Raw genomic sequence first — 25,396 nt, forward strand, 5'->3', positions numbered from 1 at the left:
TCAATCAAAAATTCCGCGTTAGCCCAATATTTATGGTGCGTCCTGGAGCTATGTAACCTGACGTCGTCTGATAATCCTTATCGAAGATATTCTCCACAGAGAGCTTAAGTTGCGACTGTGCATCAAAGTCATAAAGCGCAATGAAATCTGCCGTCACATATGGATTAAGCTTGTTGGTATTGGCAGCATTTGTGAAACGTGAACCGCCATAGAGCAGCCGTGCAGTCAGATCGAGCTTCTCGACCGGCTTGTAGCTAACTTCTGCCGTTGCCTTGACCCGTTCGCGATAAGCCAGATCATTATCACTGTCTTCATCAATCGGGCGTTTCAGATCAATAGAGCCTTTCACGCCCCAGTTCTCATTAAAACGATGAGACAGCGTGGCTTCAAAACCTGTAATGTTTGCCCGGGCAACATTATAGGGCAGATAGGATGGTGCTGTACTCATGATCGCATCGCGCAACCGGGTTTGATAAAAAGCCATATCGATGCTGGTTTTATCTGTTGCCTGCCAGTTAAGACCAACTTCATAAGAACGGGATTTTTCGGGTTGAAGATCAGGATTTGCGTAGCCGGGATAATAAAGCTCATTGAAGGTCGGCGCTCGAAAACCTGTGCCAAATGACGAGCGCAGCACCAAATCAGGCAAAACCTCATAACTCGCTCCGGCATTGTAAGTCACAACGTCGCCAAATTGCTCATTGTGATCATAACGCACGCCGCCATCAAAGCGTAGCGCATCATAGTCCAGCGAATATTGCCCGAACACAGCCGCCAAATCACGGCTCGTTTCTGCATAAACAGTCGTCGCATTCACTTCCTCGCGGTAAGCTTCAACGCCACCCGTCACCACATGAGAAATGCTGCCTGTTTCAAACTGCTTTTCAGTCGAAGCAAAAATGCCATAGCGCTTGGTTTCAAACAGATCAGACCCGCTCACGTTCTTACGAAAATTCCGGCTGTGATCCAGCCCGGAACTTAATTCAATCGTCGAAGACCAATCGTCTGTATGATCAATACGTGTACCAATTTTTCCATTGAACGCGGTCGTATAAGCTTCGTTAAAAGAGGGCGCTGTTGCGTCATACTGGTTACGCCCGCGGGTCAACAGACCATCCGTATAAATCCGGCCCCAGTCGAAATCCTTTGCGAGGGAGAAATTGAACGAGCCTTGCAGAAATCCGTCCCGATCCGGTTCATAGCCGAACGTCCCAGGCTGTTTGAAATTATACCCCTGCGTGCCTGTTACCGCCGCACCAAACGCATAATCTATACCGTCTTTGTTTTGGCCTTGCATAGACGCAGACGCATAGCCGCCCCATGGATGCGTAACACCTGTCGTGACACTGCCACAGAAAGAACGCTCACCGCAGGCACCGCCCTGCTTGGTAATGATATTAATCACACCACCCATCGCATCCGCACCATATTGTGAGGAATGCGCACCTTTAGCGATTTCAATACGATCAATTGAACTCAGCGGAATATTGGCAAGCGATGTGGCACCAGTCGTGGCCGATGCAGTTCGCACGCCATTGACTAAAACAACGGTCTGTTTTGACGACATCCCGCGAATATAGAGATTGGAAGACGATCCCTGTCCGCCATTTGTGGCAATCGAAATACCGGGATAATGTTGCAGGAGCGATTGCAAGTCGGGCGCTGCCGAACGAGTTATTTCTTGACTGTCGATCACCGTAACGGATGACGTAGAACGCTGCAAAGACGTCGCACGACGAAGCGGTGTGACGACAATCGTATCAAGCACAAGGATATCCTGAGCATTCACGTTCGTCTGAGCGAATGCGTCAAGCGGCATAGCAACCAAAATGGTTGATGCGAGATAGGCCGATAGTCTGAGAATATGCATTAGTTTACTTCCTGCGCGCAAGCGTTGCTTCACCGCAGGTGTCAGAAATCAGGGCGCAAGCACCCCGTCTTTGTCCCACGGCAACATTTCACAATGTCACCGCTACGGACGGCCGCGACTGAACACCCCTCGTGTCAGCCATGGGTGACTGGATGCGGCAGGTCTCCTGACTTCCGGGTCTTCATCAATCCTCCGCCTTCCCGAACACGAATATTCAGTGGCTATGATCGCGATACCGATCATGGGAGGACGACTCTCCGGTCACAGTTGCGGGGGCAGTCTCGGTCTCAGCTCTTCAAATAAGCCTCACCGTGTTCCCTTTTCATCCACCCTCACGGGCAGAACCGTATCCTAGGATGAGCGATAGCAAGGGCACGATAGATTATCAACTGCAACATAATGCCCCTCTGAATCACATTTCGAATGAAGTGATCCAGAGGGTTGAATCATATGAGTTTTTATCTGAGGAAGTCGCGGAAACGGCGAAGCGCAAAGAAGAATAAAACGCTTCCAATAACGATCATGGCGAGCAATTGCGGCCAGACGACACTCAATCCCGCGCCGCGAAACAACACCGATTGCGCGAGCATCACGAAATGCGTGTTGGGTGCAGCCAGCATGATGTTCTGAATGATTTCCGGCATGCTTTCGCGCGGCGTTGTACCGCCCGAAAGAACCTGAAGCGGCAGCAGAACCAGCATCAACAAAAGCCCGAACTGAGGCATGGAACCGGCAATCGTTGCGAGAAAAATGCCAAGGCTTGTGGTCGCAAAGAGCTGCAATGCAGCACCCGCCAGAAACAGTGTCAGCGAGCCATTGATCGGCACGGCCAGAATGCCCTGTACAACCACGATCAGCGAGAAAGCGGTTGCCACCAGCACAACCATACCCATTGACCAGACTTTTGAGACCATGATCTCAAGTGGTGTGACGGGCATAACAAGCAGATGTTCAATCGTGCCATGCTCACGCTCCCGGATGAGAGCCGCACCCGTCAGAATGATGGAAAGCATCGTCACCGACGATATGACATTGGTGATCGCACCAAACCAGCCTTTGTTCAAATCCTGATTGAACCGCGCACGTAAGCCCAATCCAACGACCGCTTCTGCCTCACCGCGATAGCGATTAACAAACTCGTTAACTTCGCTCGAAACAATCGACTGCACATAACCGCCACCCGTAAAGGCCTGACTCATACGGGTTGCATCGACATTCAGCTGGATCGTTGGCGAACGTCCGGCGAGCAGGTCACGCTGAAAATTTGGCGGAATATTGAGTGCAAATGTATCAAGGCCCGAATCCATCCGTTTATCCATCTCATGAGATGAGATGAGTTTTGGCGGCACGAAATATGGCGGATAAAACGCCGTCGTAATACGGCCCGAAACGGGCGACTGATCTTCATCGACAATCGCAATAGCCGCATTGTTGAGGTTTTCAGGCATTGCCTTTGCAGCCGTGTAGATCGCAAGCGTAAAAGCATAAACGATCAGCAGCAAAAGCATGGGATCACGCGCCAGTCCGCGCAGTTCCTTCACACCAAGCTGGAATATGTTGGAAATCCGCATCTCAACCCGCCTGCTTCTTGAGAAGAACAATGCCGAGAACGGTCAGAACCGGTATAGCAATTAGCAGCGGCAGGAATGATCCGGCGAGATCAGAGAAATGGAGCGCCTTTGAGAAAGTCCCGCGCGAGATCGTCACGAAATAAGTCGTCGGATAAATCTTGCCGATAAAGGCGCCCGCCCCCTGCAAAGACGAAACGGGATCGATAATGCCGGAATATTGCACTGCCGGAATAAGCGTCAGCAATGCGGTGCCGAAGATCGCTGCAATCTGGCTATTGATGAAAGTCGAGATCACCAGTCCCATCCCGGTTGTGATGATGACATAGAGCAGCGCGGCTGTGGCATAGGTCAGGAAACTGCCTGTGAAAGGCACACGGAAAATGAACACTGCAAAGGCCGTCAACATCAGGAAATTGAGGAAGGCAAGCGCGATATAAGGCAACTGTTTACCCAGCAAAAACTCGAACTTAGTCACCGGCGTCACATAGAAATTAATGATCGAGCCAAGTTCTTTTTCGCGCACGACACTCAGAACTGCCAGCATAGCCGGTATCATCAGGAGAAGTAGCGGGATAACGGCTGGAACCATCGCTACAAGGCTCTGAACATCCGGGTTATAACGATAACGAATTTCGAGATTGAAATTGCCGACAGTGGCAGCGCTGCCATAAAGCTCGCGTGCTTTTTGTGTCAGCCAATTGGCATGCATTCCCTGCACATAACCGCGCACGGTTTCAGCGCGCGTTGGCATCGCACCATCAATCCAGGCACCAATTTCGACAGGACGGCCACGCGCGACATTACTGCCGAAATTCGGCGGGATCTCAATTGCCAGACTGATTTCACCTTCGCGCATACGCCGATCAAGATCATCATAATCGGTTATGGGCGCTTTTTCGGTGAAATACCGCGAACCAGCAAGCTGCTGCGTATAATCCCGGCTGATTGTCGTATCGTCGCGATCCAGAACAGCGAATGTAAGATCCTCAACATCCAGATTGATACCGTATCCGATAACGAACATCAGGATCACAGTGCCAAGAATAGCGAGCGTCGCGCGGATCGGATCGCGCTTTAACTCCAGTGCTTCCCGACGAGAAAAAGCCAGTACCCGCCGGGGATTTGGCAACCAACTGGAAGACGGCTTTTTGCTTTTCTCAACCTTTTCTGGTTGAGCTTTCACCGTCTCCTCAACGTCTTTCTCAGGCGCTGTTTCGCCAATCGCCTCTTCGAGATATGCAATGAAAGCGTCTTCCAGTGTTGCTGCATTGCGGCTTGCTGTGATGGCTTTTGGTGTATCACTGATCAACACCTTGCCAGCATGCATCAAGGAAATGCGATCACAGAGTTCCGCCTCATTCATAAAATGGGTTGAGACGAAGATCGTGACATTATCGTTGCGCGAAAGATCAGCCAAAATTTGCCAGAACGCATCACGCGCAACCGGATCAACGCCCGAGGTCGGCTCGTCAAGAATAAGAATATCCGGCGAATGGATCAGCGCGACAGCCAGCGACAGGCGCTGACGAATGCCGAGCGGCATCGAGTCGGGCAGATCATCCATAACCGCAGCCAAATCAAACCTTTGGGCCAGTTCCTTGATTCTACGTTTGGTGTCTTCTTCCGCCATGCCAAACAGCTTGGCGTGAAGCTCCAAATTCTGATGAACTGTCAGTTCCGAATAGAGCGAAAATGCTTGCGACATGTAACCAACATGACGGCGTATATCGATATCCTTTGGATCGACTTCGCGTCCAAACAGCCTTGCCGTGCCTTCACTTGCTGGCAACAAGCCAGTCAAGACCTTCATCGTCGTGGATTTGCCACAGCCATTGGAGCCGAGAAACCCAAAAATCTCGCCGCGTGGAATACGGAAACTCACATTATCGACCGCAGTAAAATTGCCAAATCGTACCGTGACATGCTCAGCTGCGATAGCGATGCCGGTATCTGTCTGCGTATTGCGCGGCGGCATAACCACTTCGCTATGCCCTTTAGTCAATTCTTCCGGCAAAAGCGCAATGAAAGCCGCATCCAAATTGGGCGTCTTCGTCTTCTCAAGCAATTCTTGCGGCGTACCCGTCGCCAGAATCTGGCCGTCATTCATCGCCACCAGCCAGTCAAAGCGCTCCGCTTCTTCCATATAGGCTGTGGCCACAATCACACTCATACCCGGACGGTCTTTTCGGATATCGTCAATCAATTCCCAGAACTGACGCCGCGACAAAGGATCGACGCCCGTGGTCGGCTCATCAAGGATCAACAAATCAGGATCATGGATCAGCGAACAGCAAAGGCTGGTCTTTTGCTTCATGCCGCCCGAAAGCTTACCCGCCGGACGATCCGCAAAAGGAGACATTCCGGTTCTCGCCAAAAGATCAGCGATACGGCGTTCCCGCTCCTGCTTGTCATGGCCAAACAACCGCCCAAAAAATTCGATATTCTCAAAAACGGAAAGTGTCGGATACAGGTTTTTGCCCAAACCTTGCGGCATATAGGCGATACGCGGGAAGGCGGACTGACGATGACGCTTATCGGCAATATCCCCTCCAAGCACGTCAATCCTGCCTTGCTGCATAACACGAGCGCCAGCAATCAAAGATAGAAGGCTCGATTTGCCAACGCCATCGGGGCCAATCAAGCCAACCATGCACCCGGCTGGGATATTAAGCGAAATATCGCGCAGTGCTTGAGCTGATCCATAGGACAGCTCCACGCTTTCTGCGCGAACGACAAAGCTGTCGTCGCCCACGCCAGCCCTTATCGAAACCTCACTCATTTTACGGTTTCCGCAAGGTTCTTCGGCCATTCAGCATTAGGGTCGAGTTTCACATAAGCCATGCCCGGAAGCCCCGTCTTAACCTGCTGAATATATTTCTGAAGCAAATCCTGCGGAATTTTTGCCTTAACACGGAACATGAGTTTCTGACGCTCTTCCTCCGTCTCAACCGACTTCGGCGTGAACTGCGCAACATCGGCGACGAAGCTGATTTTAGCGGGAATCACATATTGCGGTGCGGCGTCGAGCACGATTCGAGCATCAGCACCAATCGCCACCCGGCCAGCCTGCGAAGTCGGCAGGAAGAAAGTCATATAGACGTCGCTGACATCAACAAGATTAAGCACACGTCCACCAGCCGACAGCACTTCGCCAGGTTGCGCAACGCGGTATTGCACACGACCCGGCTTTGGCGAGCGTAAAGTGGCATCGTTTATATCCGTATCGATTGTCGCAATAGCCGCCTTTGCGGCTTCCACTGAGGCCTCCGCATCGACGACTTGCGCCTTCGCTGCACTGATCGCCGCAGCTGTAGCCGCCAACTGTGCCTTTGCAGCTCCAACGGCTGCCTCAGCACCCTGCGCAGTAGCGCGATCATCATCGAGCACCTGCTGAGAGACGGTGCGTGATTCTGACAGTTGCTGCGAGCGAGCCAGACGGCGATTAGCAGCATCAAGCTGTGCTTCCCGTTGTGCGACAGTCGCCTGCGCGGCTATTTGCTCCGCCTCACGCTGCGCAACTAAGCTTTTCGCTGTGTCTATGCTGATTTGCGCACGACGAAGCTGCGCTTCTGCTTGTTTGCGCTGGCTCTCAAGCTGGGCAGTATCCATCCGCGCCAGAACGGCGTTTGCTTCGACAAACTGCCCTTCATCGGCAAGAATTTCGCGAATACGTCCGGGGCTTTTGGTTGAGACATCAATCTCAACCGCTTCGATGCGACCATTACCGCCTGCAAAGCCTTCCGGCATTCCGGGATCGCTTAGTGTTTTCCAGCCATAATAGCCTCCAGCTGCCAAAGCGACGACGACACCCGTTACGATCCACTGCTTGCGATTAAAGCCCATCCGAAATGACCTCCGCATCATCATTTTCTAGGCAGCACAGTAAATCGATATGCTGACCAATCTAACTCAAGTTGAAATAGCTGTATTTTACTTGAAAATACGTGCCTTGATTACAATCAACTATACTCAAATGCTGCGAAGTTTCATGGCTAAAATATCAGAATATTGAAGAAAATTCGCGGGTGCTGATTGAGAGAGATGGAGGGCAATGTTGACAGCACCCGCTGACTGTCGATCAGGGCAACACTGCAAAAAAAGATCGCGCTGGTGCGCTCGACAGATCCTTTAATGAGAAATTCTTAGCCGGGATGTCGCTTTAGGTTGGGCCTCGACATCCCGGGCCGTCAGTTCTGGTGGAACCTGACAACGATCAATCACTAGCACCAGTGCACAAATGCTTTCTTTGATTTAAATCAATTAGATAATAAATATCAGCAACCTCGACCGCTATTTTTGCGGGCGGCACTTACCCCAAGTCTTTTTCAGATATGCAGAAACGCTTTTAAGTTTGGGGTCAGACAGAAATCCTTGGCGGAAAAGAATACTGCCTTTTACTTCTGGTATGGAGTTGTTGAGATCAAGTTGCCGCTTGATTTCATCAACACCATTTCCCTCAACCCACTCTGGTTCGGACTTCGAAGAACTGCCGGCACGATAGAGCGCCATACCGATATAGAGATCAGTCTTCGTGCCGCGCACAGTATCCGCCCACCAGCGGACGATCGGACCATAGGGCACATCTTTGCGTCCAGAAGACCAGTAAACTTGCGGCGCGATATAGTCGATCAAACCGTCCTTGACCCAAGCACGTGTGTCAGCAAAATCACCATCATAATTGGTTTTGCCTGCACGCGTCGCGGAACCTCGCGGATCATCCGCCTGATTGCGCCAGACACCGCCCGGGCTAATGCCGAAGCGAACATGCGGTTTGATCGCCTTGATCCGATCCGAGATTTCCTGCACCAGTGTATAAGTATTATAACGTCGCCAGTCATACTTACTGGCGAACTTCGTCCCAAAACGCTTATAAGTTTTATCGTCCTTGAGCGGCGAGCCTTGGGTTTCATAATAGAAATAATCGTCGAACTGGATACCATCGACATCGTATTTCTGAACGACTTCGGCAGTGATATTGCTCACCCATTGGCGCACAGCTGGAATGCCTGGATCAAGGACATAACGATCCGCTGAAATACCCACCCATTCCGGATTGGTCTTATAGACGCTCGGCGGGGAATCATTCGAAGAACTCTTCAGCTCTTTTCGTGTAGCAGGCCGCACATCCATCGAAACGCGGTAAGGATTAAGCCATGCGTGAAGCTCAATGCCGCGCTTATGCGCTTCCGCAATTGCAAAGCGCAGCGGGTCAAAGCCCGGGTCTTTTCCAAGCGTACCTGTCAGATAAGACGACCAAGGCAGATAATCTGATTTATAAAAAGCGTCCGCAGCAGGCGAAACCTGAAAAATAACGGCATTGATGCCATGTTCGGTTGCCTCATCAAACATGCGCACCAGTTCTTGCTTCTGAAGCTTTACCCGCTCGGAATCGTTTTCAATCTGTGTCGAATCTCTGGATGGCCAATCCAGATTAAGAACAGTCGCAACCCAGCTCGCATGAAATGTATCGCAATCAAGTGGCATAAAACTCTCAAGTCCTGCTTTATTCAATTTGAACGCTATATCCAGTTTGATATGGATAAATTGCTACCTAATTTATAGGTTCAAATAGTCAAAGCGAGGGCACGATGTATAAGAATATACTCTTAACCACCGATGGTTCGGAATTTGCCGAACGCGGTCTTATTCATGGGTTTGACACCGCAAAAGCAATGGGCAGCAAAGCTACCGTCCTCATAGTAACTGCACCCTATTCGCTTACCGGACTTCCGGGTGGATTTACTGATAGTCCAGCTTTCATCGAACGTTATGAAGAAGAGTGGAACGACTATGCCGACGCGGCTCTCGCGCGCGCCCGCGAATTAGCAAATCAAGCAGGTGTTGAAATTCAAACATTGCACGTCGTAGCCCAGCATCCGGCGACATCGATTATCGAAACCGCCAAAGAACTGCGCAACGATCTGATTGTGATGGCGTCCCACGGTCGCCGTGGCCTCGAGGGCATGTTGCTTGGTAGTCAGACTTATGAAGTCGTGACGCACAGCAAGGTGCCGGTGCTGGTCGTTCGCTAAAGCATTTCCAACAAAATTGCGAAGCGATTTTGTGTGGGATAATGGGCGAAAGAGAGAATTAAGCCGTTTGGTGCCCAGTGGCGCTTTCAATATCAACGCGGAAGAAAACTGGCTCCAGTTTGCGTTGTGTGCCGCCACTGGTAATCGTCTTGGTGTAGGCAGGTTCCCACCACGTTGGCTCATTTGAGAGCATGTTCACGATGGCGGCCTTTTCCTGATCCCGCGTGATTTCGCGATAATGACCATTCACGACAACGCTGCGCCATTGCGTCTTTGATACTATTTGATCAAACAAAATACAGACGGCATTGTTCTTTCGCATGGCTTCAGTTTTCTGGCCATCTGTGGTGAAAGAATAGAGCGCGCCGCCGCTGAACTTAAACCCGAGCGGGACGACATAGGGCCGATTATCAAGCACATAACCCAGCCGCCCAATCTCGCTATGCTGGATCATATTGCGGACATCAATGTCAGACATTTCTTTGATTAACATATTCAGTGTCCTCTATTCATCCAACCTATCAATAGATTACTATGAAGCAACGATTGCGATTTGACTGCAATCAAAACATGAAAATCAGACGAACAATCGCCCTTCAGCAATTTTTACAGCCGTCCCGCCAATACGCGCGCCGGTAAGCACCTGTTTAGATACATCAAGCTCAAGACGAATACGCGATGGTCGGCCCATTTCCATGCCCTGCTCAATCCACCATTGTGAACTTCCGTCTACCGGCTTGTCCTTGACTAGAATCATACCCGCAAAAGCCGCTGCCGCAGACCCAGTTGCCGGGTCTTCATAGACATTCGATCCGGTCACAAACATACGTGCATGATAGTTGCTATCGAACAGAATAGTCTCACGACAATAGACATAGATCGGCAATGGCCGGTCGCCGACATGCGGCAGGCTTTCACTCACATAGACGGGGTCGATAGAGACCTTTGCAGCTGCAATCAGATTATGAACCGGCACCAGCAGATAGGGTGTACCAGCGCTCCAGATCGCAGGGATATGGTTTTCAAAACCGATTTCATGCGTTCCAAGTCCGATAGCGGCAGCCGCTTCTTCTTTCTCGATTTTAATATCGATCTTTTCTGGCAAGCGTGGCAGATCAAATTCGGCAAAGGCGCTATTCTCACCGAGAATTACACCGCAACGAACAACGCCGACTTTCTCTTCGAGCGTAACAATCCGGTCGGACTCATCACCTGTCCGGCGATGTCGTGCTAATGATACGGCGGCACCAACAGTCGGGTGTCCGGCAAAAGGCAGCTCGTAATCCGGTGTAAAAATACGAACCGCCGCTTCGTGCACTGGATTTTCAGGCGCAAAAATGAAGACCGTCTCAGACAGATTGAACTCGCGCGCGATTGCCTGCATGCGCGCATCGGTCAGACCTTCGCAGTCATGAACGACAGCCAGCGGGTTTCCTGCCAATGCCTTATCGGCAAAAACATCAAAAACCTCATAATACCGGCCGGTACTGGCAACTTCGGTCATCGTTCACGTCTCCCTCAGATCACAGTCGGCGAATAGCCTTAAGCTGCGAGCATAGCCAATTTCTCGGCGCTGTCATCTGTAAGAACCAATCGTTACTGTTGATTATCAAAATGCCAGTCGGCAAACGCCCGCACATAAGACGGCGTCGCCTGCCCCATTACCCCCGCCTGTGTGACCGGAATGATTTCCGAAAGCTCCGGTTCAACTTGTAACGCCAGATTGGCCTCAATTTGTTTCAACAATTCAGCCGTCGAAAGTTCAAAGTAATATCGGCGAAAAAGCGCGATGCTCCCTGCAGCCATAACCAGATGCGTCTTTGCTTCTACCTTGGCATCGCTAAGTTTTAGGCCCGTTTCCTCAAAGACTTCACGCGCCATATTGGTTTCATAATCCGCATGTCCATCGACTATATCATTGTCATCAATAGAGCCCGCCGGAAAATAAACACGTCCAGCGACCGCATTATGCGAACTCATACGCGCGGCAATAAGGTGTCCTTCAGATGATACAATCACGCCCACACCAAAAATGTGCCATGGCCGCACATTCTGGACGTCTTTGCGCCAATACATAAGCGTTGCAAAGCTGGTACGATGAAAACCGGCGGTAAATGAGCGGCCTTCAAGGCGTGCTTCAGGCGCCAGATAAATTTCACCATCAAACAATGTCGGGTTGGCCTCGCGCTCGCGCTGCCAATTTTTGGCAATGGCATCCTCGTTCACCTGCACATAATCGAGCCGCCCCGGCAAAATCTGCACATTCACATGGTCAATTTCATAAACCGTGTTTTCTTTTACATTCTGCATCAGCCGACTCATTCTCAAACGATGTTCAGCGTCACAGCCACCGGGCAATGGTCGCTGGCTTTCGGACGATCCCATCCAGTCCGTGGATAGCGATCCACTTCCTGTCCCGGCGGAAAAACCGTACGCCATGGCTGACCACGGCGGATAATCTGCGGGATCGCACCACCGTTCTTGTCTGCCAGCGCTGGCGATGCGAGGATGTAATCAAGCTGGCAAAGATGCCGCTCCTGTGGCCCACGTGTATGATAAAGCGTCCAGCGATCCATTTCAGCGCGACGTTCCACAAGATTGATAGCAAAGCCATCGCTCAACAAAGTATCGAGCGCGCTGGCCGCTTCTTTGACTGGTGAGAACTGATAACCGTTCCACTCATCACCCTCGATGATGATCCGTTCGCGATAATCGTTGAAGTCGCCGCAAATGAGCCAGCGCTTATCTGCCGTATTGTTCGCGCCAAACTTCTCTTCGATGATATGGCGTATCGCCCGCGTTTCAGCCTGCCGAACTGGCAATGACGCAGTACGCCCATCCAGCCCGTTACGCGAACCACTCATCGACTTCAGATGAACGACAAACAATGTCAGCGGCTTCCCGTCGATACGCATATCAAGACAAAGGCAATCGCGTTTGAAAATGCGGTCATGCGGCTCTAACCCCAGCTCAGCCAGCACCGGCTGATAAAGGTCGAGTTCCTTATAGGTCACATGCGCGTGGCTGGTGACTTCAAGCACTTCAATACGCTGACCATCGCGCGTCGTATCCCGCGCCATAACGGCAACGTCGATGCCGCGACTATCATTGCCATCAATCAGATATTTATTGCGATAGCCCTGCCCGACCATCTTGAAAAGATAGCCATATTCGAAGGCATTAAGTGCTGCGACATTATCGACCTCCTGCAGGCAAAGCACGTCGGCACGCGTTTCAGCAATAGCCAGAGCAGTCATTTGCCGCGTGTCGTCGGCATGCGCAACCGCCCGCGCCTGCTCAAGCAAACGATATTGATTTTCATCGCTGATCTCAAAGAGCTTAAGCGAGCGATCCTGATACAATTCATTACGAAAACCGGAAAAATCGAACCGGCGCATCAGATTTTCAACATTAAATGTGGCTATCGTAAACATGCCTGCGCAATCTCGCGACTTGCGCTACAATTAGCAAGTGGTTCTTTTCAGGAATTTACAGCCACGCTGGTTTTGCTCTGAAAAGTCACCATATACTATTTTTAAATCGGGATAACGAGATGCTTGGAAAGATAGGACGCATTGCGATTTGCACAGGTCTGTTTGCCGCAAGCCTCATCGGCAGCGCGGCGGCTGTTGATTTGAACACGCCATACGTGCCGTCTTTGCGCCCAAGCTCGCCGCCTATCGCTGGGGCTTTGCCACGCCCCTATCAGCCACAGGCCGGATCGCCCAAATGCTATGGCGCAGGTTGCCGCGACAGCGGCAATTACATCTCGCGTGAAGGCATCCCCATCTACAAAAATGGCGATCCGCTTCAGGTTCGCCCCGCTGATCGTACAGCTGTTAAAACTTTTGGTCCAAGCAGCAACCATATTTCATGGTGTTCGAACCACTACCGCAGCTATCGCACTTCGGATAACACCTATCAGCCGTTGGCAGGGCCGCGCACCGGCTGTAATTCCCCATTCCAATAAATAAAAAGCCGGGCAATGCCCGGCTTCTGATTTTATGCAGCTTCCGATTTGGAATGCGTGCGGATCAAGCGACCGAGCCGCATGATACCTTCATCAATCATTTCATCATTGGCACATGAATAGCTAAGACGTAACGTATTCGCGCCGGTGCCATCTGCGAAGAATGCCTTGCCCGGCACGAATGCAACCTTCTCGCTTTCAATAGAAGCAGCAAGCAGTGCCGCACCATCCATACCCTTTGGCAGCGTAACCCAGATGAACATACCGCCTTCAGGCTTGGTCCAGTCTGTGCCTTCCGGCATATACTTGGCCAGTGCTTCCAACATCTTGTCACGGCGATGCTTGTAAACACCATGCAGCTTTGAAACCTGCTTATCAAAACCGGTCGACGCAACTCGATGAATAGCAATCTGGTTGATGGTCGAAGAATGAAGATCAGCAGCCTGCTTCAACAGAACGAGCTTGCGGATAACCGACTGCGAAGCAACGACGTAACCGACACGCAAACCGGGCGCGAGTGTCTTTGAGAAGGAGCCACAATAGATCGTGCGGGTCTTTTCGATGTCACCGCCGTTACGCGCTATATCGAGCGACAGGATCGGCGCAATGGCTTCACCATTATAACGCAGATACTGATAGGCAGCATCCTCAATGATCGGAATATCAAGCTCATCCGCATCGGCGATAAGCTTCTTACGGCCTGCGAGATCAACGGTTTCGCCGGTTGGATTGCTGAAATCTGCCGAGAGATACGCGAACTTGACCTGTCCGCCAGCATCTTCCGCATGCTGCTTATAAGAAACCGGTGTGCGATTCCCGTTGAGCGAGAGAATATCATAGGTCGGCTCATAGGCATTAAATGCCTGCAAAGCGCCAAGATAGGTCGGCGCGGTCACTAGCGCCGTATCATTAGGTGAAATGAAAAGCTTACCGAGATAATCGAGCGCCTGCTGCGAACCGGAGGTAATGAAGACATTATCTTCAGTGCATGGAATGCCGATCTTAGCGAGTTCGCTTACCAGCCATGTACGCAGTGGCTTATAGCCTTCGGATACCGAATATTGCAGAGCTGCATTGGCTTCAGGACCACCAAAGATATCCTGATAAGCGCTCTGAAATTCAGCATGTGGGAACAACGCCGGATCCGGAATGCCACCGGCAAAGGAAATAATATCCGGACGCTCCAGCAATTTCAGAAGTTCACGGATTTCAGAAGCGCGCATACGCTTCGAGCGCGTTGCAAATACAGTTTCCCAGTCCAGCACCGGAAATCTCCTCAATACGATGGAGGCAAAGCCTCCTCAAACTCGCCAGATAAAGTTCTAGCGATAGCGCAATTTTTTGCTAACGAGAACACTTTCTTCCATGCTCAGACGGAATAAAGATATTCTGAATTGTTTTGGCTAAACAACGCACAAAACATAAATTCCAAAAGCATCAGACGATCTTTTCGTGCGCGAATACCCACACTGAAAAACCAGTTCATTGCCATGTGCTAAAGGGGCGTAAGAAACGCCCCTCTTTTTCTCTGATCGTAGAGCACTGCAAAATCTGATGAGATTCAGGTCTTTCGCTTGGCGAAAATGGTTTTTTGTGAGAACCGGAGCGGAGCGTACATAGAGTACGTGAGCACCGGAAGTGAAACAAAATGCCATTTGCAGACAGCGAAAGCCTGAATATCTCAGATTTTTAGTTGCGTGCCTTGTCGACGAGCTTGTTCGCTGCGATCCATGGCATCATGCCGCGGAGCTTTTCGCCAACTTCTTCGATCTGATGGCTGTCGTTGTTGCGACGGATACCCTTGAAGCGCGCTGCACCTGCACGATATTCCTGCATCCAATCGGAAGTGAACTTACCGGTCTGAATGTCTTTCAGAACGCGCTTCATTTCTTCCTTGGTTTCTGCAGTGATGATGCGTGGACCAGTGACGTATTCGCCCCACTCAGCAGTGTTGGAGATCGAGTAGTTCATGTTGGCAATGCCGCCTTCGTAGATCAGGTCTACGATGAGCTTCATTTCGTGCAAGCACTCGAAGTAAGCCATTTCTGGTGCGTAACCAGCTTCGACCAGAACTTCAAAACCTGTGCGGATGAGTTCAACAACGCCGCCGCAAAGAACAGCCTGCTCACCGAACAGATCGGTTTCGCACTCTTCCTTAAAGGTGGTTTCGATGACGCCCGAACGGCCGCCGCCAACGCCCGAAGCGTAGGACAGAGCGAGGTCATGTGCGTTGCCCGAAGCATCCTGATGGATAGCGATAAGGCAAGGAACGCCGCCGCCCTTCTGGTATTCGCCGCGAACAGTGTGGCCTGGGCCCTTTGGTGCGATCATGACAACGTCAACGGTCTTCTTTGGCTCAATAAGGCCGAAATGAACGTTGAGGCCGTGCGCAAAAGCAATTGCTGCGCCGTCACGGATGTTGTCCTGAATGTGATCCTTGTAGATGTCAGCCTGAAGTTCATCAGGGGTTGCCATCATCAGCAGGTCGGCCCACTTGGCAGCGTCAGCAACATTCATCACTTCGAAGCCATCAGCTTCTGCCTTCTTTGCAGTTGCCGAACCTTCACGAAGAGCGATGCGCACATTGGCAGCGCCGGAGTCCTTGAGGTTCAGCGCATGAGCGCGACCCTGGCTACCGTAACCGACAATCACAACCTTCTTCGACTTGATCAGGTTTACGTCTGCATCGCGATCGTAATAAACGCGCATTTCGATATTCCCTTCATTCAAATTGCTCTGCGGCTTCCTCTTATCCGCAGAAGATTAAGCTCCATAAAGAGCGAAAAACTGCTTGGTGGCGCGCCGGGCGTCCCGGATAACCTCCGCGTCAGTTAGTTCCTGCCGGTCGCCAAGCAGCAACCGGATCTGCATATCCCGGACAACAAGCCCGAAAAACGCACGAAAAGCTTCATCAATATCGTCAAAAGCCAGAAGCTTTGCTTCTTGTCCCATTTCAAGGATCGGCTTAAGACGCTTGGCCATGGCAACCGGACCATTTGAGAGAACGATGTCACCCAATGCCGACTTACCAGAGGCAGAGTGACTGACGGCCAGACGGTTCAGCGCAACGGATGTGCGCCCCGACAAAACCAGCAACCAGTCACGAGCAAAATGTTCAAGGCTGGAGAAAAGCGATTCAGCATCCAGCTTCTCGCGTGCCACGGGCACAACGCGAACCTTCGATGCCTGCCAGCGAACCATCGCCGTCAGCAAACCATCTCGATCACCAAACCATTTATAGAGGCTTTCCTTGGAGCAATTGGCAGCACGCGCAATGCTTGCCGTTGTCAAAGCGCGGTCCCCGCCTTCAACAAGAAGGCGCAACGCCTGCTCCAGAACTTCGTTCTGACGCGGCGAGAAAGACGGCTGCTTCTGAGCCTGCAATTCTTCGCTTTTATCAGTCACCGGTTAATCCCTCCAACTTGTACCGTACGGTACGGTTCCGTTTATTAGTGTGTGATATGGTCACCGTCAAGCAGGATTTTTCAAAGCGAATGCAGATTTTAGAATTGTGATCCGAACACTGTGTCCGGCAATAAAAAGAAGCCAGCAAATTCAAAAAGAAAGGGCGTCTTCTGGAATCAATTCCTGAGAAGACGCCCTGAGAGATTTTATAACTGCAATATCAGATATTCACCTGCGTTCCAATTTCCACAACACGACCTGTTGGAATCTGGAAATATTCCGTCGCATCGGATGCCGTGCGCGCAAGCAGGATAAACAGCTTATCCTGCCAGAGCGGCATGCCTGAATGCGCCGATGCTTTCAGCCAGCGGCGCGACAAGAAGAACGACGTCGTCATAATATCAAACTTCCAGCCAAGCCTGCGGCAAAGCCCCAAGGCTCGCGGGATATTGGGCTGCTGCATGTAGCCAAACGTCAACGTCACCTGCATGAAACGCTCATTATATTGCGAAACACGCACACGGTCAGCACTCGAAACCCAGGGCTTAGATGCCGTAACTACAGTCAAAATCACATTGTTATGATGCAGGACTTTGTAGTGCTTGAGACTGTGCATTAGCGCAGTAGGAGCACTCTTGGGATCGCCGGTCAGGAACACAGCTGTGCCGGGCACAATCGTAGGCGGACGCTTGTTCATCTGCTCGACAATCAGATCAAGCGGCACTTCGGCCTTGCGTGTTTTCTGGAACAAGTGGCGCGTGCCACGTACCCATGTCCACATAATGATCACAAGAATGGCAGCAAACAGGATAGATGCCCACCCGCCATCATGCACCTTAATGATGTTGGCACTGAAAAACAGAAGGTCAACAATTAGGAAGCCGACAATAATTGGTAGTGCGCGGCTGACGCGCCAGTTCCAGATACGCGTCATGACGAAATAAAGGAGCCCGGTCGTGACCAGCATATTGCCCGTCACAGCAATACCGTACGCGGAAGCCAGATTGTTCGACTTCTCGAAGCCAAGCACCAGTATGATAACAGTCAGACCAAGCAGAAGATTGACGCGCGGAATATAAATCTGCCCATGCAGCTTTTCCGATGTATGCTGAATTTCTAAGCGCGGCAGAATATTGAGCTGCACGGCCTGACGTGCCACTGAAAACGCACCACTGATGACCGCCTGACTTGCAATCACTGTTGCAGCAGTTGCAAGCAAAACCATCGGCCAAAGTGCAAATTCCGGCATCATCTCGAAGAATGGCAGAGCCGCCGCTTCGCCATGCGAAAGCACGAATGCCGCCTGCCCGAAATAGTTAAGCAACAGGCATGGAAACACGATCCAAAGCCATGCACGGACAATGGGTTTGCGTCCAAAATGGCCAAGATCAGCGTAAAGCGCCTCAGCGCCCGTCATCGCAAGAAAAACTGCACCAACCGTGATGAAGGCAACGCCGGGACTAACCACTAGAAACCGTAAAGCATAGTAAGGATTGAGGGCCGCCATAACGGTCGGGTCATCAAAGATATGCCAGAGCCCCGAAGCGCCGAGCGCCAAGAACCAAACGGCCATAATCGGCCCAAAAACAATCGCGACCTTGCCCGTTCCATATTTCTGAATCGAAAACAGAACGACAAGGATCACCACCGTAATCGGCACCACAAAGGGCGTCATGTGGGGCGCAACGATCTGCACACCCTCCACAGCTGACAGCACAGAAATCGCAGGTGTAATCACCGCATCGCCAAAAAACAGCGCTGCACCACAGATGCCAGCTGCCAAAATGACATCGGGCCGCCCTTTCAAGGCAGCCCGTACCAAAGCCATCAGAGAGAGAATACCGCCTTCGCCATTATTGTCGGCACGCAGCACGAAGATCACATATTTGATGGTTACAACGAGCAGAAGCGCCCAGAAAATCAAGGAAACGACGCCAAGAATATCACTTCGTGACAGAAAACCGTCCGATGTCGCGGCGTGCAATGCTTCGCGGAACGCATAAATCGGGCTGGTTCCAATATCGCCGTAAACAACGCCCAATGCCCCAAGCACGAGCATTTTCATGCTGTCGTGCGAATGATCGTTCTCTTCGGAAACTGTACCGTTTTCAGGAATAACGCCAACAGGCAGCGTGTTTTGAGATCCGGCCTGTGCTTCATCGGCAACTGGCTGGTTCTTATCGGTATTCTCGCTGCTCATATGCAGACACCTCACAAGGCCGTAATTTGTAAACCTGCAGGAAAAAAGAAAAAGAGGAAAATCTTCGTCAGAAAAAACTCTGGCCAGACGTAAAAGTTCCTCGTTCAGTCCGCTAACAACTCAACAGTTCGACGAAAACAAACTTCGGATAACTTAAGCAATCGCCGGGGTACAAATCTTGGACTGCGGAAAACTTCATTTATGCTTCCCTTAATTGATCCTGCATGCCCCCAGCACATAAACATCAGGCGCGCGGTCTATAACTTGTTACGTCCGCGCACAAATGCAGATTTCGCACGGCTTGTTTAGCAGCCATGCGTTTTACGCACCACCTATCCCGCCAGCGCTGCAATATAGCGACTGACCGTAACCGGCATACCATACATCAGAGCATCTGCCGTCAGGCCATGACCGATAGAAACTTCGCTTAACTGCGGTACACGTTTGACCAGCGCTGGCAGATTTTCAACTGTCAAATCGTGCCCGGCATTGATTGCAAGTCCAAGTTTGGCTGCAGCATCAGCTGCCTTACCGATACGGGCAAGTTCCCGCGTTGCAGCTGAAGGATCGTCATAAGTCGCACCATAAGGCCCAGTGTAAAGCTCGATACGGTCAGCACCAATGGCCTTAGCTTTATCATAGCCAAGCGGATCAGGGTCAGCAAACAGCGAAACACGCATACCGTTTGCCTTGAGGCGCTGAACAATCGGAGCCAGGAAATCAGATTTGGTTTCAAAGTCCCAACCGTGATCAGACGTCGCCTGCATCGGATCATCGGGAACCAGCGTCACTTGTTCGGGCTGGTGTTTGTCAACCAGATCAAGAAATGCCTCTGTTGGAAAACCTTCAATGTTGAACTCAGCCTGCGGATACTCGTCATCAATGAGCGCGCGAATATCACCCAGATCGGAGAACCGAATATGGCGCTGATCGGGGCGTGGGTGTACCGTCAGACCGGCGGCACCTGCTGCAAGCGCTGCTCGCCCAAGGCCTGTAACGCTTGGCCATGGCAAGTCACGGCGATTGCGTAACATGGCTATAGCATTGAGATTGACAGACAATTTGGCAGGCATAGGGCATCGCTCCCACAAATAAGGATATGGCTTTATATCCCGCGATAGTAAAAAATGTCAGTGCTTTCCCGTCGCACCCCACAATGAATCGTCAAGAAATACATTACTCAAATTTTACCCGTCTGAACGCAACTTTTGCCCCATCAAAAACGTTAAGATCACAAAAAGACATGACGTTTACAAAAAGCACTGCTCTACAAATGGAGGTTCTTATGCGCAATGAAGACATTCCGGTCATCCGTCGCATTCCAACCAATCGTGAAGATGTGTTTGCCTTTGCAATCGAAGGACATCTCGATGATGCAGCCCTTGAAAATCTCTATGGCTTGCTCGACGCAGCCTATGAAGGACACGAAGAAATTGATCTTCTCATTCGTCTGACCGGATATGAAGGTGTCGATTGGGGTTCTGCATTCTCGGAAAGTATGCTGTCGATGCGCGCTAAGTCCCTCAAACACCTGCGTCGCTACGCAATTGTCGGTGGACCACTATGGATACAGGCAAGCGTCACGCTAATGCAGCCATTTCTTTCTATTGAAATGAAGACATTCGAATCCGAGGACGAACCAAAAGCATGGGAATGGCTAAACGCCGAACCCGTTGATCAATGATTATTTGACGATTGTAAGCTGCTCTGCCGCGCGGGTTATAGCTGTGTACAACCAGCGCTCACGCGTGTCACGGAACGCATAGCTCTCGTCAAACAGCACCACATTATCCCACTGTGAACCCTGCGCCTTATGCACTGTTAGGGCATAACCATAATCGAAATCATCGAAGCGTTTCTTGGTCTGCCACGAAATTTCAGCATCCGGATCTTCAAACTGGGCTTTGAGCAGCTTGATCTTGGCAACGCCGCGATCTTCATCTTCTGGCGAAACAAGCAAATTAATGCCGGGCTTAACAGTCTCCTTGGAAGACGTCATGACTTTCCATAGCGAGCCGTTCAGCAGTCCCTTGGCCGGATCATTACGCAGGCACACAAGCTTATCGCCTGCCTGCGGATACTCAGCGCTAAAGCCTTTCAGCTCGCGCAGTCGCTGGTTATAGCGCTTGCGTGTGCGGTTCGTTCCCACAAGCACCTGATCGGCAGAAAGAACCAGATCTTGATTGACCTCAGACTTGGAAATAATCTTTGCCCGACCTTCATCGCGATAGCTGAGCTCGCGGCCTTCGCGGACATCCAGCGCCATACGAATAATCGGGTTGTCGCGTGCCTGACGATGAATTTCAGTCAGCAGATAATCAGGCTCATGTTCAGTAAAAAAGCCACCGCCCGAAATCGGCGGCAACTGCCCTGGATCACCCAGAACGAGAATAGGCGTGCCAAAGGTCATCAGATCGCGGCCAAGCTGCTCATCGACCATCGAACATTCGTCCACAACGATGAGTGCTGCTTTGGCTACCGGGCTTTGACGGTTTAGCGAAAACGTCGGAGCAATCGATGTCTTGCCAGTCGTTTCGTCTTCAATGGCTTCTTCACCACGCGGACGATAAATCAACGAATGCAGCGTGCGGGCATTGTTCGCGCCCTTGGACCGCAGAACCTGCGCGGCCTTGCCGGTAAAGGCTGCGAACTGCACTTCACCATCCACATGCTCGGCAAAATAGCGCGCAAGTGTGGTTTTACCTGTTCCGGCATAACCAAACAGCCTGAAGATAGGCGAGCGCCCTTCCTTCAGCCATTTTCCAACGGCTTTTAAAGCCTGATCTTGTTCTGGTGAAAATTGCATCCCCTGTTCAGACAGGATTCGGCACTTAAAAACAAGATCAAACCGTGATCAAATAGCCTAACCAATCAGTGTTGCAAATCTCTCAAGATCAACATTGCCACCGCTGACGATCACGCCGATGCGTTTGCCTTTTAGTTCTGGCACCATCTGCAAAGCTCCCGCGAAGCCAAGGCAACCCGTCGGTTCAACCACCATCTTCATACGACTGGCAAAAAATTTCATACCTTGCACCAGTTCATCATCGCTGACAGCCAAAACATCACGGACAGTTTTCTGAATGACCGCAAAAGTCATTTCGCCGAGCGCCTGTGTCTGCGCGCCATCGGCCAACGTTTTTGGTACATCAATATGTACGATTTGGCCTGAGCGGAATGACTGCTGGCCATCATTGCCAGCTTCTGGTTCTACACCGTAAACATCGCATGATGGCGCAAGCGCTTTAGCAGTCAAAGCTGATCCTGCCAGCAGACCACCACCGCCGAGGCAGACAAACAATGCATCCAATGGCCCAACTTCTTCGATGAGTTCCTTGGTTGCGGTGCCCTGCCCGGCAATAATATCAGGATGATTGAATGGCGGAATGAGCGTTAGACCGCCCTCGTCCGCAAGCTTCTTAGAAAGCGCATCACGATCTTCGGTATAACGATTATAAGTGACGACCTTTGCGCCGTAGCCGCGTGTGGCGTCGAGTTTTGCAGTCGGAGCGTCTTCTGGCATGATAATCGTTGCACCGATACCAAGAAGCTTTGCAGATAGGGCAATCGCCTGCGCATGATTGCCAGACGAAAACGCAAGCACGCCGCGCTTCTTCTGTTCATCCGTAAAGCGCGCCAAAGCATTGTAAGCGCCACGAAATTTGAACGCACCTATGCGCTGAAAGTTCTCGCATTTGAAAAAGAACTGTGCACCTGTTTGGGCGTCAATGGTCGATGACGTGAAGACTGGCGTTCTATGCGCATGACCTTCAATCAATCTAGCCGCAGATACCACATCATCATAGGTCGGAAGCGGAAACATCGTTCACCTTTTCAGTAATCAGCAGCTTTTTGGTGAGAAGAAGTTAGCCCAATAAAAAACCGGCACAATGAAAACATTGTGCCGGTTACAAAGGATTTTGTATCAGTGCGGAATAAGCTTAGAGGCCTTGCGGGCCACGGTTCATTGCAGCCACACCAGTGCGGCAAATCTCCACAAGACCAAGTGGCTTCATGAGCGAAATGAACTGATCAATCTTTGCTGTCTTGCCGGTAATCTCGACGATGAAATGCTCGGTCGTTGCATCAACAATCTTTGCATTGAAAGCATCGGTCAGACGCAGAGTTTCGGCGCGCGCCTCGCCCTTGCCTGCAACCTTGATCAGCGCCAGTTCGCGCTCAATCGGACGCTCATGGCCAAGTTCAACAGCGCGATAGGTCATGTCAACCACGCGATGTACCGGAACAATACGCTCCAGCTGATGGCGAATCTGATCAAGCACATTGGGCGTGCCGCGCGTTACAATCGTAATGCGCGACAAATGCTGCTCATGCTCGGTTTCAGAAACCGTCAGGCTCTCAATATTGTAGCCACGACCTGAAAACAGGCCAATGACGCGTGCTAGAACGCCCGGTTCGTTATCAACGAGAACCGAAAGCGTATGCGTTTCTGGTGTCTGGGTATCCGCTGCAATGAAATATGCCGAGCCGGATGCTAGATTTTGTGCGTTCATGTTCTTTACTCCGGATCAGACTAGGGAACGGCCCTTGGCGTCAATAGCATTGGCAACAGCTTCGTCAGTCGCTTCATCTGGCAACAGCATTTCATTATGCGCTTTGCCCGACGGGATCATTGGGAAACAGTTGGCCAGATTGGCAACACGGCAATCGAAGATGACCGGCTTTTTGATTTCAATCATTTCCATGATCGCATCATCAAGCATAGCTGGCTTGTCACAACGAATGCCATGCGCACCGTAAGCTTCTGCAAGCTTCACGAAATCAGGCATTGCTTCGGTATAAGAATGCGACAGGCGATTGCCATGCAGCAACTGCTGCCACTGACGAACCATACCCATATACTGATTGTTCAGAATGAAAATCTTGATTGGCGCATTGTACTGTATGGCTGCCGACATCTCCTGAATACACATCTGGATCGACGCGTCACCTGCAATATCGATTACCAGTGCATCTGGATGCGCAATTTGAACACCAAGGGCCGCAGGCAGACCATAGCCCATGGTGCCAAGACCGCCCGATGTCATCCAGCGATTTGGCGCTTCAAAATCCATAAATTGCGCTGCCCACATCTGATGCTGGCCAACTTCGGTCGTGATATAGGTATCACGGTCTTTCGTCAGTTCGTTCAAACGCTGCAATGCATATTGCGGCATGATGACATCTTTGTTTGGCGTATAAGCCAATGACTTACGCGCACGCCAGCGATCGATCTGATCCCACCATGCGCCAATTGCGTTTGCATCCGGCTTTTTAGAGGACGCGCGGAACTGACGAACAATGTCTTCCAGAACATGGGCTACATCACCAATGATCGGAACATCAACGCGGACATTCTTGTTGATCGAGGATGGATCAATGTCGATATGAATCTTGCGCGAATGCGGAGCAAACGCGTTGAGGCGACCGGTGATGCGATCGTCAAAACGTGCACCAACACACAGCATGACATCGCAATCATGCATGGTCATATTGGCTTCGTATGTCCCGTGCATGCCCAGCATACCAAGCCAGTTCTTACCCGATGCAGGATAGGCACCCAGGCCCATCAGTGTTGATGTGATCGGAAAGTTGCTAATCTCAACCAGTTCACGCAGCAATTTCGTGGCTGCAGGACCAGAATTGATAACCCCACCACCTGAATAGATAATCGGCTTCTTCGCAGTCAGCAGCATTTCAACCGCCTGTGCTATAGCATTCTTGTCGCCTTCAATCGTTGGGCGATAACTGGTACGCGGCGATGTCTGCGGTGGCGTATAAATGCCGGTCGCAAACTGAATATCCTTTGGAATATCAACCAGAACCGGACCCGGACGACCCGTTGAAGCAATATGGAACGCTTCGTGCAGAATGCGAGACAGATCATTTACATCACGAACCAGCCAGTTGTGCTTGGTGCAAGGGCGCGTAATGCCAACAGTATCAGCTTCCTGAAAACCATCAGAACCAATCAGCGATGTTGGAACCTGACCAGAAATGCAAACCAGAGGGATCGAGTCCATCAAGGCGTCCTGCAAAGGCGTAACCGCATTGGTGGCACCCGGACCAGACGTAACCAACATAACGCCAACCTTGCCGGTTGCACGGGCATAGCCTTCAGCAGCATGGCCAGCGCCCTGCTCATGGCGAACAAGAATATGTTCAACCTTATCCTGCTGGAAAAGTTCGTCGTAGATCGGCAGCACGGCACCGCCCGGATAGCCGAAAAGATGCTCCACGCCATGATCGATCATAGCCTGAACCACCATTTCCGCGCCGGTCATTTCGCGTTGCCCTGCGGAGATCGTCGCCGCCTCGCTTTTTGCTGCCGTCATCGTCGTCACTTCC

21 protein-coding genes and 1 riboswitch are annotated in these 25,396 nt (G+C 51.2%); of the genes, 3 read left to right on the forward strand and 18 right to left on the reverse strand.

Annotated features, from left to right (window positions below):
• Positions 1 to 4: 4 nt before the first annotated feature.
• From U2P60_RS16670 to U2P60_RS16690, 5 genes are all read right to left on the reverse strand, one after another.
• Complete coding sequence (locus U2P60_RS16670; RefSeq protein WP_413573404.1) at positions 5 to 1,870, reverse strand: TonB-dependent receptor domain-containing protein; 1,866 nt, start codon at positions 1,868 to 1,870, stop codon at positions 5 to 7.
• A 138-nt stretch (positions 1,871 to 2,008) separates the two neighbouring features.
• Positions 2,009 to 2,234, reverse strand: a riboswitch (cobalamin riboswitch).
• A gap of 94 nt (positions 2,235 to 2,328) precedes the next feature.
• The gene (locus U2P60_RS16675) at positions 2,329 to 3,441 is read right to left on the reverse strand and encodes an ABC transporter permease (RefSeq protein ID WP_313826711.1); all 1,113 of its coding nucleotides are present in this window, start codon (positions 3,439 to 3,441) and stop codon (positions 2,329 to 2,331) included.
• 1 nt (position 3,442) lies between these two features.
• Entirely contained in the window at positions 3,443 to 6,250 is a 2,808-nt protein-coding gene (rbbA, locus tag U2P60_RS16680) for a ribosome-associated ATPase/putative transporter RbbA (protein ID WP_413573405.1), read from the reverse strand.
• Complete coding sequence (locus tag U2P60_RS16685; protein ID WP_413573406.1) at positions 6,217 to 7,284, reverse strand: HlyD family secretion protein; 1,068 nt, start codon at positions 7,282 to 7,284, stop codon at positions 6,217 to 6,219. The genes rbbA and U2P60_RS16685 overlap by 34 nt, the downstream gene beginning before the upstream one ends.
• Positions 7,285 to 7,731: 447 nt before the next feature.
• Positions 7,732 to 8,925: a glycoside hydrolase family 10 protein gene (locus U2P60_RS16690; RefSeq protein WP_413573841.1), complete on the reverse strand. Its 1,194-nt coding sequence runs from the start codon at positions 8,923 to 8,925 to the stop codon at positions 7,732 to 7,734.
• Positions 8,926 to 9,029: 104 nt separating this feature from the next.
• Here U2P60_RS16690 and U2P60_RS16695 point away from each other — a divergent pair, with 104 nt between their 5' ends.
• Positions 9,030 to 9,473 (forward strand): universal stress protein, encoded by a 444-nt coding sequence (locus U2P60_RS16695; RefSeq protein ID WP_413573407.1) that lies wholly within the window; start codon positions 9,030 to 9,032, stop codon positions 9,471 to 9,473.
• Between the two features lie 58 nt (positions 9,474 to 9,531).
• On the opposite strand, the gene U2P60_RS16700 is transcribed toward U2P60_RS16695, so the two are convergent.
• The 4 genes from U2P60_RS16700 to U2P60_RS16715 all read right to left on the reverse strand — a co-directional run bounded on the left by U2P60_RS16700 (position 9,532) and on the right by U2P60_RS16715 (position 12,907).
• Positions 9,532 to 9,966 (reverse strand): pyridoxamine 5'-phosphate oxidase family protein, encoded by a 435-nt coding sequence (locus U2P60_RS16700; protein ID WP_413573408.1) that lies wholly within the window; start codon positions 9,964 to 9,966, stop codon positions 9,532 to 9,534.
• Positions 9,967 to 10,050: 84 nt separating this feature from the next.
• The gene (locus tag U2P60_RS16705; protein WP_413573409.1) at positions 10,051 to 10,977 is read right to left on the reverse strand and encodes a PhzF family phenazine biosynthesis protein; all 927 of its coding nucleotides are present in this window, start codon (positions 10,975 to 10,977) and stop codon (positions 10,051 to 10,053) included.
• A 92-nt stretch (positions 10,978 to 11,069) separates the two neighbouring features.
• On the reverse strand, positions 11,070 to 11,783 hold the full coding sequence (locus tag U2P60_RS16710; protein ID WP_413573410.1) for an NUDIX hydrolase: 714 nt from the start codon (positions 11,781 to 11,783) through the stop codon (positions 11,070 to 11,072).
• Positions 11,784 to 11,797: 14 nt separating this feature from the next.
• Entirely contained in the window at positions 11,798 to 12,907 is a 1,110-nt protein-coding gene (locus U2P60_RS16715) for an endonuclease/exonuclease/phosphatase family protein (RefSeq protein ID WP_413573411.1), read from the reverse strand.
• Between the two features lie 119 nt (positions 12,908 to 13,026).
• On the opposite strand from U2P60_RS16715, the gene U2P60_RS16720 reads away from it, so the two are divergent.
• Positions 13,027 to 13,443 carry a BA14K family protein gene (locus U2P60_RS16720; protein WP_413573412.1) on the forward strand — a complete coding sequence of 139 codons (417 nt, stop codon included), beginning with the start codon at positions 13,027 to 13,029 and terminating at the stop codon, positions 13,441 to 13,443.
• A gap of 32 nt (positions 13,444 to 13,475) precedes the next feature.
• Here the strand turns inward: U2P60_RS16720 and U2P60_RS16725 are convergent, their stop codons facing one another.
• The 5 genes from U2P60_RS16725 to U2P60_RS16745 all read right to left on the reverse strand — a co-directional run bounded on the left by U2P60_RS16725 (position 13,476) and on the right by U2P60_RS16745 (position 20,121).
• Positions 13,476 to 14,708, reverse strand: a complete 1,233-nt coding sequence (locus U2P60_RS16725; RefSeq protein WP_413573413.1) for a PLP-dependent aminotransferase family protein — start codon at positions 14,706 to 14,708, stop codon at positions 13,476 to 13,478.
• Between the two features lie 424 nt (positions 14,709 to 15,132).
• Positions 15,133 to 16,152, reverse strand: coding sequence for a ketol-acid reductoisomerase (gene ilvC / locus U2P60_RS16730; protein WP_265985376.1), 1,020 nt, complete (start codon positions 16,150 to 16,152; stop codon positions 15,133 to 15,135).
• A gap of 54 nt (positions 16,153 to 16,206) precedes the next feature.
• Positions 16,207 to 16,848: a TetR/AcrR family transcriptional regulator gene (locus tag U2P60_RS16735; RefSeq protein WP_313826722.1), complete on the reverse strand. Its 642-nt coding sequence runs from the start codon at positions 16,846 to 16,848 to the stop codon at positions 16,207 to 16,209.
• Positions 16,849 to 17,068: 220 nt separating this feature from the next.
• A complete protein-coding gene (locus U2P60_RS16740; protein WP_413573843.1) occupies positions 17,069 to 18,913 on the reverse strand; it encodes a potassium transporter Kup in 1,845 nt (614 codons plus the stop codon).
• Between the two features lie 467 nt (positions 18,914 to 19,380).
• The gene (locus U2P60_RS16745; RefSeq protein WP_413573414.1) at positions 19,381 to 20,121 is read right to left on the reverse strand and encodes a pyridoxine 5'-phosphate synthase; all 741 of its coding nucleotides are present in this window, start codon (positions 20,119 to 20,121) and stop codon (positions 19,381 to 19,383) included.
• A 212-nt stretch (positions 20,122 to 20,333) separates the two neighbouring features.
• Here U2P60_RS16745 and U2P60_RS16750 point away from each other — a divergent pair, with 212 nt between their 5' ends.
• Positions 20,334 to 20,732 (forward strand): STAS/SEC14 domain-containing protein, encoded by a 399-nt coding sequence (locus U2P60_RS16750; RefSeq protein WP_313826724.1) that lies wholly within the window; start codon positions 20,334 to 20,336, stop codon positions 20,730 to 20,732.
• Here U2P60_RS16750 and U2P60_RS16755 read toward each other — a convergent pair whose 3' ends face one another.
• The 4 genes from U2P60_RS16755 to U2P60_RS16770 form a co-directional block, all read right to left on the reverse strand.
• Positions 20,733 to 21,854 carry an ATP-dependent DNA helicase gene (locus tag U2P60_RS16755; RefSeq protein ID WP_413573415.1) on the reverse strand — a complete coding sequence of 374 codons (1,122 nt, stop codon included), beginning with the start codon at positions 21,852 to 21,854 and terminating at the stop codon, positions 20,733 to 20,735.
• 57 nt (positions 21,855 to 21,911) lie between these two features.
• Complete coding sequence (locus U2P60_RS16760) at positions 21,912 to 22,871, reverse strand: threo-3-hydroxy-L-aspartate ammonia-lyase (RefSeq protein ID WP_413573416.1); 960 nt, start codon at positions 22,869 to 22,871, stop codon at positions 21,912 to 21,914.
• A 118-nt stretch (positions 22,872 to 22,989) separates the two neighbouring features.
• The gene (ilvN, locus tag U2P60_RS16765; RefSeq protein ID WP_265985384.1) at positions 22,990 to 23,562 is read right to left on the reverse strand and encodes an acetolactate synthase small subunit; all 573 of its coding nucleotides are present in this window, start codon (positions 23,560 to 23,562) and stop codon (positions 22,990 to 22,992) included.
• A 15-nt stretch (positions 23,563 to 23,577) separates the two neighbouring features.
• Positions 23,578 to 25,383, reverse strand: coding sequence for an acetolactate synthase 3 large subunit (locus tag U2P60_RS16770; protein WP_313828520.1), 1,806 nt, complete (start codon positions 25,381 to 25,383; stop codon positions 23,578 to 23,580).
• Positions 25,384 to 25,396: the final 13 nt, after the last annotated feature.

The organism is Brucella sp. H1_1004 (assembly GCF_047308065.1).
GTDB lineage: Bacteria > Pseudomonadota > Alphaproteobacteria > Rhizobiales > Rhizobiaceae > Brucella > Brucella pseudogrignonensis_B.